Origin of the sequence: Streptosporangium sp. NPDC000239 (assembly GCF_040300765.1) — a bacterium.
GTDB lineage: Bacteria > Actinomycetota > Actinomycetes > Streptosporangiales > Streptosporangiaceae > Streptosporangium.
Window position 1 is genome coordinate 247,107 of sequence record NZ_JBEPEI010000009.1, and the last position, 12,789, is coordinate 259,895.

Sequence of the window (12,789 nt, forward strand, 5' to 3'; positions counted from 1 at the left end):
GAGCACGCTGGACGTCCGGATCCCAGGTGACACGAGGCGGGCGATGATCGAGGTTTCACGGCTCAGCAAGCGCTACGGCGCGAAGACGGCGGTCGACGACGTCAGCTTCACCGTACGGCCGGGTACGGTGACCGGCTTCCTCGGCCCGAACGGCGCGGGCAAGTCCACCACGTTGCGGGTGCTGCTCGGTCTCGACCACCCGACGAGCGGCACCGCGCTGATCGACGGCAGGCCGTACCGCGACCTGAGCCATCCGTTGCGCAAGGTCGGGGCGCTGCTCGACGGGGCGGGGCCGGTGCCCGAGCGTCGCGCGATCGACCATCTCACGTGGATCGCGCAGAGCAACCGCATCCCCCGGAGCCGGGTACGGGAGGTGCTCGACCTGGTCGGCCTCGGCGACGCGGCCAAGCAGCGGGTCAAGAAGTACTCCCTCGGCATGGGGCAGCGCCTCGGCATCGCCGCGGCGCTGCTCGGCGACCCGGAGATCCTGGTGCTCGACGAACCGGTCAACGGGCTCGACCCAGACGGCATCCGCTGGGTGCGCACCTTCCTGCGGGAGTTCGCGGCCTCCGGCCGTACCGTGCTGTTGTCCAGCCACCTGATGGCGGAGATGGCCGAGACGGCGGACGAGGCGGTCGTCATCGCCCAGGGAAGGATCGTCGCGCGCGGCTCGATCGAGGAGATCACCGAGGGGCACGCGTCGCTGGAGACGGCCTTCTTCGCGCTCACCGGCGGCCAGGTGGGGTGGTGAGCGCCGTGTTCGCAGCGACCAGGGCCGAACTGACGAAGATCGTCACCCTGCGCACGGTGTGGATCGTCACCGGTGTGATCCTCGCCCTGCACCTGCTGGTCTCCTACGCGAACGTGGGGATCAACATCGAGGCGGTGCGCGCCATCACCCCGGACGGCATGATCGAGCTGTTCGCCGATGATCCGCAGCCCGCCAACCGGGCGATCGTCGACTTCCTGGTGGCGTCGTCGTTCCAGATGGGGCTGTTCCTGCCCGGCCTCGGGGCGGTCATCGCCGGACAGGAGTTCCGTACCCCGCAGCTCGGGCAGACGCTGCTCGCGGTGCCGCGCCGGGGGCGGCTGATCGTCGCCAAGACCGTCGCGGCCACCGTCTACCTGCTGTTCGTGGCCGTGGTCGTCGCCGGGGTCAGCACGGCGTTCATGTACGCCGCGGTCAGGGACTGGAATCCGGGCCTGCTGGTGAGCCCGGGAGCCTGGATCGGGCAGGGGAAGTTCGTCGCCTTCGCGGTGCTGACCGGCCTGATCAGCTTCGCGATCACGGTGATCGCCCGCAGCACCCTCACGGGTGTCGCGGTCACCGTCGGGCTGATCGCGGTCACCATGACGCAGCTCCTGGCCGTGTTCTCCCCGGCCCTCGACGCGCTGTTCCCGCTCAGCGCGGGCCGCAACCTGCTGCTCAACCCGGTGGAGAACACGCTCTCCGCGGGGCCGGGACACGCCATGGTGGTGCTGGTCGCCTGGCCTTTGGTGACCACGGTCGTGGCCGCCTTCCTGCTCGCCAGGAGGGACGCGCGATGACGAACCTGCCACGCGACGGGGAGCACACGCGACTCCCACGCGGCGAGGGGAACGGGCGACCCCCACGGGGCGACGTCCCCGCGCGACTCCCGCGCGCCGGAGAGGAAACGCGGCTCCCCCGTGACGAGGAGAACGCGCGATGACCGGCCTCTCCGAACGGTGGGAGGCGATCGGGCTGGCCGACCTGACGCGCGCCGAGTTCACCAAGATCCGCACCCTGCCCGCGACCTGGATCGCGCTGGCCGTCACCCTGGTGGCCAACACGCTGCTGGGCCTGCTCGCGGCCTCCGACACCGTGCGCGTCGCCTCCCAGGGCGGACCGGTCGCCATCGCCCAGCTCGGCACCGTGATGCTGGCCCCGGTCTACGCCTTCGTCGCCGTCCCGGTCTTCGCCGCGGGCAGGGAGTACGGCGGGCAGCTGCGGGTCAGCCTCATCGCGACGCCCGACCGCAACCGGTTCTTCCTGGCCAAGCTCCTGGCCGGCGCGGGGACGGCCGTCGTGGCGGCGACGGCCGTGCTGCTCCCCGGTCTTCTCGTACGGCAGGCGGTGGACGGCCTGCCCGCCGAGGTGACGGCCTATCTGCTGCTCGGCCTTCTCGGGTGTGGTTTCGCGGTTCTGGCCAGGACGGTCGTCACCCCGCTGGCCGTACTGTTCATCCTGCCGATCCTGGTCTCCCCGATGCTCGCGGGCCTGCTGCCCGGCCTCGTACGGCTGCTGCCGCACGAGGCGACGCTGAGCTTCCTCGGCACCCCCACGAGCCCGGTGCTGGCGCTCAGCCGTCCCGCCGGTTTCGGGGTGCTCCTGGCCTGGGCCGCGGTGTTCGTCGGCGCCGCCTGGGTGGTCACCGTACGGCGGGACAGCTGAGGGGCGTCACGACTGGTGCAGCAGGTTCGCCCGGATGACCACGGCGACGAGCGCGTCCCGGCCCGCTCCCTTGGGGAGTCGCAGCTTCTCGCTGACGTACTTGATGTGGGCGTCGACGGCACGCGGGCTGATGGACCGGTAGCGGGTGCGCAGCTTGTCGGCGATCTCCACGGAGGTGGGCAGGCTCGCGTCCATGGTGCCGTTCAGCCTGTCGCGACAGAGTTCGGACAGGACGGAGAAATAGGTTGAACGGCGGTCGAGCAGCGGACGCGGTGGCGGCGACTGGCACATCACCAGGCGGTCCTGGGAGGTGTACTGCGGCTCGTAGCCGAAGACGGCCACTTTGGGGGCGTTGGGTGAGGGGGCCAGTTCGATCTGCGCCAGTTCGAACGGGACGGGCACGTCGCGGCGTCCGGGTTCGACCACAAGGTACTGGTACCAGTCGTCCATGTTCGTCACGGTCATTGGTGCCTCGCCGGACAGGTTGCTCAGCGACCAGAATCCGGTGTGGGCGGTGACGCGGCCGATCGCCGGTGGCAGTTCGTCGGTGTCGATGCGCAGGTCGACCCTGCAGTGTCCGCAGCGACAGGCTCCGATCGTGGCGGACTGCCCGGCGGTCAGGCTGATCTGGGTGGCCGTCTCACCGATCTCGGCGGGGCCCTGGATCGTGATCTTCTTGTTCATCGCTTCCCCGTTGTTCTTCATGGCTCCCCGTGCTGATCAAGAAACTCTGGGGTGTGGCCGTACGTCGCTCCTCGGATCGTCTCGTCGGTGTCCTCGGGCAGGCCTACGGAGGAGCCGCCGCGGTGGCGACGCCGACCGGTCGGCTGCTGTGCGAAGCGAGAATCGTCACCTCCCGATGATGTCGTCCGGTCTGGACAGGTCACAGCGTCCTTTTTGTAGTTTTATGCCAGCCTGAAAACGGGCGAACGGCCGGAGAATTCACCATCAGGCAGCCGAAAATCACCCTTAATGTAAGACATGTGCGCTCATGGCTACAAGGGTGGCCGCAGGGGTGAAGCGGCTGATCGGGACGCACTGTTAATGGGTGTTCTCGGACGCGCCGGAAGCTGGGAGAACTCCATATCCGTTCGCATTGACTACGGAGAGTCATTGCGGTCACGTGCGACAGTGAACCAGATCACTAATCGGTCGGTACGCGCGCGTGTATCAATGTTTTTCCCCAACGGCAACCGGACGACTTCTCGGATCGCCGAGATTACCCCGGGCGGACGGGCGGCTTAGCTTTCTGTGTGGGCACCGGCCGGTGCCGACGCACCAACGACCCACATGAGAGAGGAGTACACCGTGAGTGACTACACCGCGCCCACGCTGACCCGGATCGGATCGTTCGAGGACGTCACCAAGAGCCTCGGCAGCGCCCGTGAGCACGACATCCTCGGCTTCCGCGCGCTGATCGTGATCCACCCGCCGGCGTAACCCGCGAGGGACGGCTGAGCGCGGGCACGGAGCAGCAGACACCTGCTCCGTGCCCGTCCAACCCTACCCAATTCCCATCGACGCGGAACACGATGAAAAGGCCGGGAATTTCGCCATGCCTGTGGTAGTCCTGCCAGACATCCCTTTGCGTCCCGCACTCGTGAACGAGATCGTCGAGCACGCGGGAGAGATCCTGTTCCGACATCCATCGGGATTCCCGTGGATCATCGGCGGCGACGGCCGTGGGATCGTGCGGGCGGGAAACAGGGATATCGACGTCATTCTCCTGGGAAACAGCGGAACGGCATTCACAGAAAGCGATCTTGCCCGGCTCGTCGGCGACAGGAAAACGGTCAGGGAACTCGATTCGGTCGCCGAGCGGCTCGTCGAGGGCGACCTCCTGCTCTTCGCCAGAGAGAACACGCGCATGCGCTCGCAGGGCCCGCTCCTGCTCACCCGCGCCCTGTGCTGGGCCATGGTCGACGGGGTGCCCCTGATCTCCGACGACCAGCACACGCTCAGGACCCTGGCCCGGCTGCGCCCCGACCCGGCCGTCCTGGCGAGCAGGCTCACCGACGCGGAGATCACACACGCCTACGGACTCAGGAGCGTCTGGGAGGGCGTGCACGTCACCGGCCCCGGCGAGTGGCTCGACTCCTGGAACGACCGCGCCCCCGCCCGCACGGTGTGGTGGCGACCGCCCCACCCCGGCCGCTCCGTCGACGACCTCGCGGAGGAGTTGCGCGGGGCCGTCACCGAGGCGCTACGCCTCAGAACGGCGGGACACCAGGAGATCAGCGCCGACCTGTCCGGCGGCCTCGACTCCACGACGCTCTGCTTCTTCCTCGCCGACCTCGGCCTCAAGCCGCACACGCTCTTCCTCGCCTCGGCCAACGTCGCCAACAACGACCACCGATGGGCGGGCCGCGCCGCCGCGGAACTGGGCGTCGACCACCACAGCGTGCCGTACGGCTCGGTCATCCCGCACCTGCTGGACGAGCGGACGGGCACGGTGGCCACGGCGCCGGAGGGGCCGGGCATCGCCAACGCCGCGCTGGCCTCGGTCTCCATGATCGAGGAGGTCATGAAGGAGACCGGGACCACGCTGCACCTCAACGGTCACGCGGGCGACGCCCTGTTCGGCTCGGTCTCCACGATGCTCTGGTCGCTGTTCCACTCGCGGGAGAAGGGGCGCTACCGCCGTACGTGGCGGTTCCGGGTGCTCAACCGGCACCCGCTCGGCCAGACCGTCCGGATGCTCGCCGAGCGGGGCTCCTACCTGGACGACCTGCGCAGGATCGCCCGGCACGACTTCGGCGTCCGTGACGAGGGGGTGGCCGCCTACTCCCGCTGGGTGCCGCTGCCGAAGGTGCACCCGGCGCTGACCGAGACCGCCCGTGAACACCTGCGACGACTGGCCGCCGACGCGGTGCTCGGGGAACGGGGAGCCTTCTCCGAGGACCGTACGGTCAACCAGATCCTCGACTACCTCGTGGTGCACGGCAACGTCGTACGGCGGATGAACCAGGCCGCGACCCCGGGCGGGATCACCTTCGACAGCCCGTATCTCGACCGGCGCGTCGTCGAGGCCGCCCTGGCGCTCGGCGTCGGCGCGCGCAGCCACCAGTACCCGGCCAAACCGCTGCTCGCGGCGGCCAGGCCCCCGGCGATGGCGCTCGACTACTTCACCAGGCCGGACAAGGGCGACTACACCGCCGAGGTGTTCGCCCAGCACCAGGCGGTCAAACCGGTGCTGCGAAGGCTCTTCGCCGACGGCTCCGCCCTTGAGGACCTGGGCCTGGTCTCCGCCGAACGCGTCCTGCGCCTGGCCGAGCGGTACACCACGAGCGGGACCGCCTACACCGACCTGGACAACATCGTGATCGCCGAGCGCTGGCTGCGCTCCGTGGGACAGGGGGAGTGACGACCGTGGTTCACCTCAGGCAGGGCCTGTCGATCGTCGAGGTCGAGGACGGCAAGGTCATCCTCGACACCAGACGCGGCGTCTACTGGCACCTCAACCAGACGGCGATCACGATGGTCGAGGAACTCGGCCGGGGCCGCGCCCTCGACGACCTGGTCGGCCAGATCGCCAGGGAGACCGGGGCCGACGCCGAGCGGGTCCGCTCCGACCACCTGGCCCTGTTCGACGAACTGCGCCGCGCCAAGCTCATCGAGGGGAAGCTGTCGTGAACGGCCTGCCGAAGGAGCTCTTCACGAGCCCGCCGACGGGATCGCCCGCCATGGAAGGCCTGTCGGCGGGATCGCTCGCGACGAACGGCTTCCTGACGGGTTCGCTCAGGATGAGCGGCCTGCCGGCGGGGTGGTCGCTGTGAGCGCGCCGATCATGCCGCAGCGCCGGGTACGGCTGCGCCGCAGGCCCGCCGTCGCCGCCAGGACCGCCGCCGCGCTCGCCCTGCCGCTGTCCAGGCTCTCCCCGCACCTGCTGCGCCGCGTGCTGAACCTGCTGGCCAGGGGCACCCGGCCACCTGTGGCGGCGGACGTGCTCGCCTGGCGTGACGCGGTCAACAGCGTCAGCCGCCGCTGCGCGGGCGAGGGCTGCCTGCAACGCTCGGTCGCGGTCATGCTGCTCGGCCGCCTGTACGGCGCGCCGCCCGCGTGGAAGACCGGCTTCCGGCCCGACCCCTTCGTCGCGCACGCCTGGGTCGAGGTGGACGGAGTGCCGATCGGAGAGCCCGAGGTGGTGGCGCACTTCCACGCCGTCATGTCGGTCCCCCACCGCTGACCCCCACAATTTCCTGAAATTTCCGGAAACGAGGTCGTATACCGTGACCACCGTAGTCGCGCAGGAGACCGTGGCACCGGACGCCACCCCCGGGTCCGGACAGGCGGCACCCCAGGTCGCCGGGTTCCGGCAGGCGCTGGCCCTGCTGAGGCCGTACCGCCCGAGCATGGTCGTGGCGTTCGCGTTCGGCGCCGCCTCGACCGTGCTCGCGGCGCTGCAGCCGCTGCTGGTCTCCTCGACGGTCGACGGGTTCGCCGGGGGCGTGCCGTATGGGGCGCTGGGGCTCATGTTCGCGCTGCTGGTGGCCAGCGCCACCCTCAACGGGCTCGAACAGTACGTCCTGCAGCGCTCGGGCGAACGCTTCGCCTTCGACACCAGGAAACGGCTGATCAGGCACGTCTACCGGCTGCCGATCGGCGTGCTCGAACGGCGTGAGCGCGGCGACCTCGTCTCCAGGATCACCACCGACGTTTCCCAGACCCGGTCCATCCTCAGTTCGGGACTGGTCGAGCTGGCCACCAGCCTGATCACGGTGCTGGTCTCCATTGTCATGATGGCGCTGATCGACTGGGTGTTGCTGGCGCTCGCGGCACTGGCCATCTTCGTGGTCATCGTGGCGGTCTACCTGATCGGACGGCGTACCCGCCCGGCCGGGTTGCGCGCGCAGAACGCCGTCGGCGACCTGGCCACCGTCGTCACCCGGGCACTCGGCGCGATACGGACCATCCGTGCCACCGTCTCGACCACCCGCGAGGCCGACTCCGCCGTGGAACGGGCCCGCGAGGCCCTCGACGCGGGCTTCGCCGTCGCCCGGCTGCGGGCCGTCGTGCAGACCTTCTCCGGCGTCGCCGTACAGCTGCTGCTCGTCGCGGTCGTCGCCGCCGGGGCGATCCGGGTCGCCGCGGGCTCGCTCACCATCGGCCAGCTCAGCGCCTTCATCATGTATCTGCTGCTCATGGCCACCCCGATCACGGTGTTCGGCGGCCTGGTCTCCCTGCTCGGCGAGGCCTTCGGCTCGCTCACCCGGATCATGGAGATCCAGGCGATGGAGCCGGAGACCGACACCCCGCTGACGGCCCTGCCCGCACGGACGACCCCCGGCGAGCCGGTCTTCACGCTCAGGGACGTCTCCTTCCGCTACCCGAGGCGTACGGAGAACGGCTCCGACGACGAGGCCTGGGCCCTGCGGAACGTCACCCTGGACTTCCCCGGCGGCAGGACGACGGCCGTGGTCGGCCCGTCCGGCGCGGGCAAGTCGACGCTCTTCGCCCTGCTCGAACGGTTCCACGACGTCACCGAGGGGGAGATCGGCTTCCTCGGCGAGGACGTGCGGCGGCTGTCACGCGACGAGCTGCGCGGGCAGATCTCCTACGTCGAGCAGGACGCGCCCGCGCTGTCCGGCACCGTACGGGACAACCTGTTGCTCGGCGCGCACACCGCGAGCCGGGAACGGTGCCTTGAGGCCCTGCGCCGGGTCAACCTGCCCGCGACGGACGACTTCCTCGACGCCCAGGTCGGTGAGGTCGGGGTGCTGCTCAGCGGCGGCGAACGGCAGCGGCTGGCGATCGCGCGGGCGTTCCTCGCCGACGCGCCGATCCTGCTGCTGGACGAGGTCACCTCGAACCTGGACAGCAACAACGAGAAGGTCGTCCAGGACGTCCTGCGCGCCAAGGACGGCACCCAGTCGATCATCGTGATCGCGCACCGGCTCTCGACCGTGGTCGCGGCCGACTCGATCATCGTCATGGAGAACGGCCGGGTCGTGGCCCAGGGCAGGCACGAGGAACTCCTGAGGATCTCCCCCCTCTACCGCGAACTCGCCCACAACCAGCTGCTCGCCTGACGACCGCCTCGCGGAAGCGCGGCAGACCACAGGGGTTTCCCACGGCCGCGAGTCCGGCGGACTCGAACGCCGGTCGCGGTCAGGACCGGCCGGCCTCACGGGCCACCTTTTCGAGCCGGTCGCGGTAGCGGGCCCACCAGGCCTCGTCGCCCGGCGCCATGTTGTCCATGTCCGCCCGCAGGCCGACGGCCCCGTCGATCAGCTCCCGGACGATGTCGGCGTGCCCGGCGTGCCGGTTGGTCTCGGCGATCATGTGGATCAGGATCAGGTGCAGCGTGACCTCGCTGCGCTCCGGCGGCCACCACGCCACCCGTCCGACGGAGTCCAGGGCGAGCGTGCCGATCGTGGTGTCCGCGTGCGCGCACGCGCGGCGGTAGAGCGCGACGATCCCCTCGCGGGTCTCGCTCTCGTCGGCCCACATGTCCGCGTTGGGTTCGGCCTCCTCGGACATCCACGGCAGCGCCTCGCCGTACGGCCTCCCGAAGGTGTCGCCGAAGTAGGCGGCCTCGACCCCGGCCAGATGCTTCACCAGGCCGAGCAGGTTGGTGCCCGTCGGGGTGAGCGGCCGGCGGGCGTCGTACTCCGACAGCCCGTCGAGTTTCCACACCATGGCGTCACGGGCGCGCTGAAGGTAACGGTGAAGGTCCGTCTTCACGCCTGACTCCGTCATGTCCGGTGTCCCTTTCTGTGGACGTTCTTCACGGTCAGGCGCGCCACCACGCCAGGACGCCCTGCTCGACCAGCAACCCGGGGCTCGGGGGTTCGCGCCCAGATCCCTTAGAGGCTAAGAGAAGTGCGGTTATCATAACTACACTTCTCACGGCTCGGCCGACGTCAGAGGGTACGGCGTACCAGGTCAGGCCCCGTTCCGCAGGAACTCCCGTGCGCCGCGGAGTCCCGTTCGCAGGTGTCGCCGGGTCAGGGAGCAGTCCAGGCGGACGTCGAGGGGGCGGGGCGAGGGGAGGTCGGCGCTGCGGCCGGAGGGCAGGCGGGCCGGGTCCAGGCCGTCGCGTTCCGCGATCAGGAGGCCGAGGTCGTAGCGGCTCACCGCGTCGGCCCCGGCCACATGGTGGACCCCCGAACGGCCGGAGGCGGCGAGCTCCAGCAGGGCCGAGGCCAGGTCGGAGACGTGCACGGGGCAGCGCACCTCGTCGGTGAACAGCGCTCCGGGCGTACGGCCCGCGGCCAGGGAGTGGACCATGGCCTCGTGGGAGGAGCCGCCGTCCCCGACGATCAGGGACGTCCTGGCGATCAGGGCCGAGGGGTCGATCACCTGCACGGCCACCTCTGCTGCCGCCTTCGCCGCTCCGTACGGGGTGATCGGGTCGGGGACGTCGTCCTCGGTGTAGGTGATCGCCCTGCCGGAGAACACGGCGTCGCTGGACACGTGCACCAGGCGCCCGCCGTTCTCCCGGGTCGCGACGGCCACATGGGCGGCGCCGAGCGCCGTGGTCGTCCAGTCGGCCTGGTCGTAGGCCGCGTTGACGACGACGTCGGGGGCGAAGGACCTGACCAGGTCGGCCACGGCCGTACGGTCACGGACGTCGAGCGGCAGCCAGTCGGCCCCCGCCGTCGTTCCCGGGCGGTTCAGATAGGTCGCGGCGACGACATGGCCGGTGGCGGCCCGCCGTAGGAGTTCGCCGCCGAGAAAGCCGCTGGCGCCTACGATGCAGATTCTCATGGGCCGTCACCGTAACCGGAGACGGTGAGGTGTCACAGACCGGGACGCCGCCCTGTCTTTCAGGCAGGTCAGACTATGGCGAACCAGTCAGGTGCGAACGACAGGAGCAAGACCGTGCCACCAGCCAGCACGTCCGTCCGGATCCGGGTCCGGATGACCGCTCGTGCCATCGACGAGCCGCACCGCGTCTCCAGCCAGCTGGAGCTGCTGTTCGACCTCACCTTCGTGGTCGCGGTCGCGGCCGTCACCGCCCAGCTCGCGCACGCCGTCGCCGCCGGTCACGGCCTCACCGGGCTGGTGCCGTTCCTGCAGGTGTTCTTCGCGATCTGGTGGGCGTGGATGAACTTCACGTGGTTCGCCTCGTCCTACGACACCGACGACGTTCTCTACCGGCTGCTGACCATGGTCCAGATGGGCGGGGTGCTGACGCTGGCCGCCGGGGTGCCCGCCGCGGCCGACCACTCCGACTACGGCATCGTCACGCTGGGCTACATCATCATGAGGATCGGGCTCGTCGCCCAGTGGGTGCGGGCCGGTCTCGAAGATCCGGCCGGTCGTCGCACCGCGCTGCGCTACGCCGCCGGCATCACCGTCCTGCAGGTGGGATGGGTGCTGCGGCTCGTCCTCGCGGACACGGGTGTCCTGCCGGAGTCCGCCTGGCTGCCGGCCTTCGTCTGCCTGGTCGTCCTGGAACTCGCGGTGCCGAGGTGGGCGGAACGGGTCAGGTCCACCAACTGGCACCCGCACCACATCGCCGAACGCTACGGCCTGTTCACGATCATCCTGCTCGGGGAGAGCGTGCTGGCCGCGAGCCGGGGAGTCGCCGGGGCACTCGAAGCGGCGGAGATCAGGCCGTCCTTCGTGGTCATCGCCGTCTGCGCCCTCGTCCTGCTGTTCGCCCTGTGGTGGCTCTACTTCCTCACCGAGGCGGGGGAGGGCCTCAACGACCGCCGCCATCGGTCCTATCTGTGGGGGTACGGCCACTACGTCATCTTCGCGGCCCTGGCGGCCCTCGGCGCCGGGCTCGAAGTGGCGGTCGAACAGAGCGGGCACGCGGTGGCGGCGTCGCCGTCGGCCCTCGGCTACGCCGTCGCCATCCCGACCGCGGTGTATCTCGCCATGCTCTGGGCCCTGCACAGACTCATCACGGCGGAGCCCGTCATCCGTCCCGTCCCGGCACTGGGCGGTGTCGTCGCCGTCCTGGCGCTGCCCCTCGCGGCGCCCGCGATCGGGGTGGCCGCCGTGGTCGGGGCGATCACGGCCGTCTGCGTCCTGCTGGTCGCGGTGACGATCATCACCGCGGGGAGGGCGTCCCGGCAGGAGGCGGCGTAGCCGTCAAAAAAGATTTTCGCGACGGCTGTCACAGGCTCGGGGGCTGCCCTGTCTTAGCTGGCGACCGGTTGGCACACGGGTGCCCCGGCGGACAGAGGACAAGCGGAAAGGGTCTGCCATGAAGATCGTCGTGGTCGGTGGAACCGGCCTGATCGGGTCGAAGCTTGTGGCGAAACTGAACGAACACGGTCACCAGGCGGTGGCGGCGGCGCCGAGCACCGGGGTCAACACCCTCACCGGTGAAGGGCTTGCGGAGGTGTTGGAGGGCGCCCAGGTCGTGGTCGACGTGTCGAACTCCCCCTCCTTCGAGGCCACCGCGGTGATGGAGTTCTTCACGACCTCCACGGGCAACCTGCTGGCCGCGGAGGCGGCGGCGGGCGTCGGTCACCACGTCGCGGTCTCGGTGGTCGGCACGGAACGGCTGCCAGAGAACGGTTACTTCCGGGCGAAGATCGCCCAGGAACAGCTGATCGAGAAGTCGTCGATCCCGTTCTCCCTCGTCCACGCGACCCAGTTCTTCGAGTTCGTCCGGCACATCGCCGACGAGGCCACGGACGGCGACAAGGTGCGGGTGGCGCCCGTGCGCTTCCAGCCCATGGCGGGCGACGAGGTCGCGCAGGAGGTCGGCAAGGTCGCGGTCGGCTCGCCGATCAACGGCAGGATCGAGATCGCCGGTCCGGAACGGTTCCAGATGGACGAGTTCTTCCGCGACGTACTGGCCGAATGGGGCGACCCCCGCGAGGTGGTCACCGACCCGCACGCGCGCTACTTCGGCAGCGAGCTGGAGGAGCGGACCCTGGTGCCGGAGGAGGGCGCCACCCTCGGCCGGATCCGCTACCGCGACTGGCCAGGCCGTACGGCGCAGGCCCAGGGCAGGTGACCCATGTCCGAGGGCACGCGGAGACCAGGATCGAACGCATGGCAGACGGCGCTGACCATGCTGCAGGAGGCGGAACCGCCGTTCATCCCGCAGGGCGCGCACGCGATGACCGTGGTGATCGAGTTCCCGCCCGGTGACCCGGGCACCCCGCCGCACCGCCACTCGGGACCGGCGTTCGGCTACGTCCTGGAGGGCGAGATGCTGTTCGAGATCGAGGGCGAGCCCGAGCGTGTCGTCCGCGCCGGGGAGGCCTTCTGGGAGCCGGGCGGCGACGTCATCCACTACCAGGACGGCAACAACCGCGACGACGTCCCGCTGCGGTTCACCGTCACGATGCTGTGCGAGCCGGGCAGACCGATGCTCACCCTCGTGGACGAGGACGAACTCGCCCAGCGCGGGGACCGTCGCGCCCCGCGCCCCGCCTGACCCCGGCCCACACCGCCCGCACGCCGTA

At 70.1% G+C, this 12,789-nt stretch carries 15 protein-coding genes; 12 read left to right on the forward strand and 3 right to left on the reverse strand.

The genetic code is table 11. The features are described from left to right. Positions 1 to 43 precede the first annotated feature (43 nt). From ABT340_RS23430 to ABT340_RS23440, 3 genes are all read left to right on the forward strand, one after another. Positions 44 to 751: an ABC transporter ATP-binding protein gene (locus ABT340_RS23430; RefSeq protein WP_352012932.1), complete on the forward strand. Its 708-nt coding sequence runs from the start codon at positions 44 to 46 to the stop codon at positions 749 to 751. After that, positions 748 to 1,548, forward strand: a complete 801-nt coding sequence (locus ABT340_RS23435; protein WP_352012933.1) for an ABC transporter permease — start codon at positions 748 to 750, stop codon at positions 1,546 to 1,548. The genes ABT340_RS23430 and ABT340_RS23435 overlap by 4 nt, the downstream gene beginning before the upstream one ends. Positions 1,549 to 1,687: 139 nt before the next feature. Then, the gene (locus tag ABT340_RS23440) at positions 1,688 to 2,413 is read left to right on the forward strand and encodes a hypothetical protein (RefSeq protein ID WP_352012934.1); all 726 of its coding nucleotides are present in this window, start codon (positions 1,688 to 1,690) and stop codon (positions 2,411 to 2,413) included. A 6-nt stretch (positions 2,414 to 2,419) separates the two neighbouring features. Here the strand turns inward: ABT340_RS23440 and ABT340_RS23445 are convergent, their stop codons facing one another. Further along, a complete protein-coding gene (locus ABT340_RS23445; protein WP_352012935.1) occupies positions 2,420 to 3,097 on the reverse strand; it encodes a hypothetical protein in 678 nt (225 codons plus the stop codon). A gap of 624 nt (positions 3,098 to 3,721) precedes the next feature. Here ABT340_RS23445 and ABT340_RS23450 point away from each other — a divergent pair. From ABT340_RS23450 to ABT340_RS23475, 6 genes are all read left to right on the forward strand, one after another. After that, positions 3,722 to 3,853, forward strand: a complete 132-nt coding sequence (locus tag ABT340_RS23450; protein WP_352012936.1) for a lasso RiPP family leader peptide-containing protein — start codon at positions 3,722 to 3,724, stop codon at positions 3,851 to 3,853. A gap of 115 nt (positions 3,854 to 3,968) precedes the next feature. Beyond that, positions 3,969 to 5,777: an asparagine synthase-related protein gene (locus tag ABT340_RS23455; RefSeq protein ID WP_352012937.1), complete on the forward strand. Its 1,809-nt coding sequence runs from the start codon at positions 3,969 to 3,971 to the stop codon at positions 5,775 to 5,777. Continuing rightward, complete coding sequence (locus tag ABT340_RS23460) at positions 5,774 to 6,046, forward strand: PqqD family peptide modification chaperone (protein WP_352012938.1); 273 nt, start codon at positions 5,774 to 5,776, stop codon at positions 6,044 to 6,046. The genes ABT340_RS23455 and ABT340_RS23460 overlap by 4 nt, the downstream gene beginning before the upstream one ends. Further along, positions 6,043 to 6,189: a hypothetical protein gene (locus ABT340_RS23465; RefSeq protein WP_352012939.1), complete on the forward strand. Its 147-nt coding sequence runs from the start codon at positions 6,043 to 6,045 to the stop codon at positions 6,187 to 6,189. The genes ABT340_RS23460 and ABT340_RS23465 overlap by 4 nt, the downstream gene beginning before the upstream one ends. Next, positions 6,186 to 6,599 carry a lasso peptide biosynthesis B2 protein gene (locus ABT340_RS23470; protein WP_352012940.1) on the forward strand — a complete coding sequence of 138 codons (414 nt, stop codon included), beginning with the start codon at positions 6,186 to 6,188 and terminating at the stop codon, positions 6,597 to 6,599. Before ABT340_RS23465 ends, ABT340_RS23470 begins: the two co-directional genes overlap by 4 nt. Positions 6,600 to 6,642: 43 nt before the next feature. Further along, the gene (locus ABT340_RS23475; RefSeq protein WP_352012941.1) at positions 6,643 to 8,442 is read left to right on the forward strand and encodes an ABC transporter ATP-binding protein; all 1,800 of its coding nucleotides are present in this window, start codon (positions 6,643 to 6,645) and stop codon (positions 8,440 to 8,442) included. Between the two features lie 79 nt (positions 8,443 to 8,521). On the opposite strand, the gene ABT340_RS23480 is transcribed toward ABT340_RS23475, so the two are convergent. Both ABT340_RS23480 and ABT340_RS23485 read right to left on the reverse strand, forming a co-directional pair. Beyond that, entirely contained in the window at positions 8,522 to 9,097 is a 576-nt protein-coding gene (locus ABT340_RS23480) for a DinB family protein (RefSeq protein WP_352012942.1), read from the reverse strand. A 201-nt stretch (positions 9,098 to 9,298) separates the two neighbouring features. After that, entirely contained in the window at positions 9,299 to 10,123 is an 825-nt protein-coding gene (locus ABT340_RS23485; RefSeq protein ID WP_352012943.1) for an SDR family oxidoreductase, read from the reverse strand. 153 nt (positions 10,124 to 10,276) lie between these two features. Between ABT340_RS23485 and ABT340_RS23490 the strand changes: the two genes are divergently transcribed. From ABT340_RS23490 to ABT340_RS23500, 3 genes are all read left to right on the forward strand, one after another. Beyond that, the gene (locus ABT340_RS23490) at positions 10,277 to 11,455 is read left to right on the forward strand and encodes a low temperature requirement protein A (RefSeq protein ID WP_352012944.1); all 1,179 of its coding nucleotides are present in this window, start codon (positions 10,277 to 10,279) and stop codon (positions 11,453 to 11,455) included. Positions 11,456 to 11,573: 118 nt separating this feature from the next. Further along, positions 11,574 to 12,335, forward strand: a complete 762-nt coding sequence (locus ABT340_RS23495; protein ID WP_352012945.1) for an SDR family oxidoreductase — start codon at positions 11,574 to 11,576, stop codon at positions 12,333 to 12,335. Positions 12,336 to 12,338: 3 nt separating this feature from the next. Next, on the forward strand, positions 12,339 to 12,761 hold the full coding sequence (locus ABT340_RS23500) for a cupin domain-containing protein (protein WP_352012946.1): 423 nt from the start codon (positions 12,339 to 12,341) through the stop codon (positions 12,759 to 12,761). Positions 12,762 to 12,789: the final 28 nt, after the last annotated feature.

What these genes read in the sequence shown, in the direction of transcription:
- ABT340_RS23455 (WP_352012937.1), top strand. Translation starts at nt 3,969, where the DNA reads ATGCCTGTGGTAGTCCTGCCAGACATCCCTTTGCGTCCCGCACTCGTG.
- ABT340_RS23430 (WP_352012932.1), top strand. Translation starts at nt 44, where the DNA reads ATGATCGAGGTTTCACGGCTCAGCAAGCGCTACGGCGCGAAGACGGCG.
- ABT340_RS23495 (WP_352012945.1), top strand. Translation starts at nt 11,574, where the DNA reads ATGAAGATCGTCGTGGTCGGTGGAACCGGCCTGATCGGGTCGAAGCTT.
- ABT340_RS23500 (WP_352012946.1), top strand. Translation starts at nt 12,339, where the DNA reads ATGTCCGAGGGCACGCGGAGACCAGGATCGAACGCATGGCAGACGGCG.
- ABT340_RS23440 (WP_352012934.1), top strand. Translation starts at nt 1,688, where the DNA reads ATGACCGGCCTCTCCGAACGGTGGGAGGCGATCGGGCTGGCCGACCTG.
- ABT340_RS23485 (WP_352012943.1), bottom strand. Translation starts at nt 10,123, where the DNA reads ATGAGAATCTGCATCGTAGGCGCCAGCGGCTTTCTCGGCGGCGAACTC.
- ABT340_RS23445 (WP_352012935.1), bottom strand. Translation starts at nt 3,097, where the DNA reads ATGAACAAGAAGATCACGATCCAGGGCCCCGCCGAGATCGGTGAGACG.
- ABT340_RS23490 (WP_352012944.1), top strand. Translation starts at nt 10,277, where the DNA reads ATGACCGCTCGTGCCATCGACGAGCCGCACCGCGTCTCCAGCCAGCTG.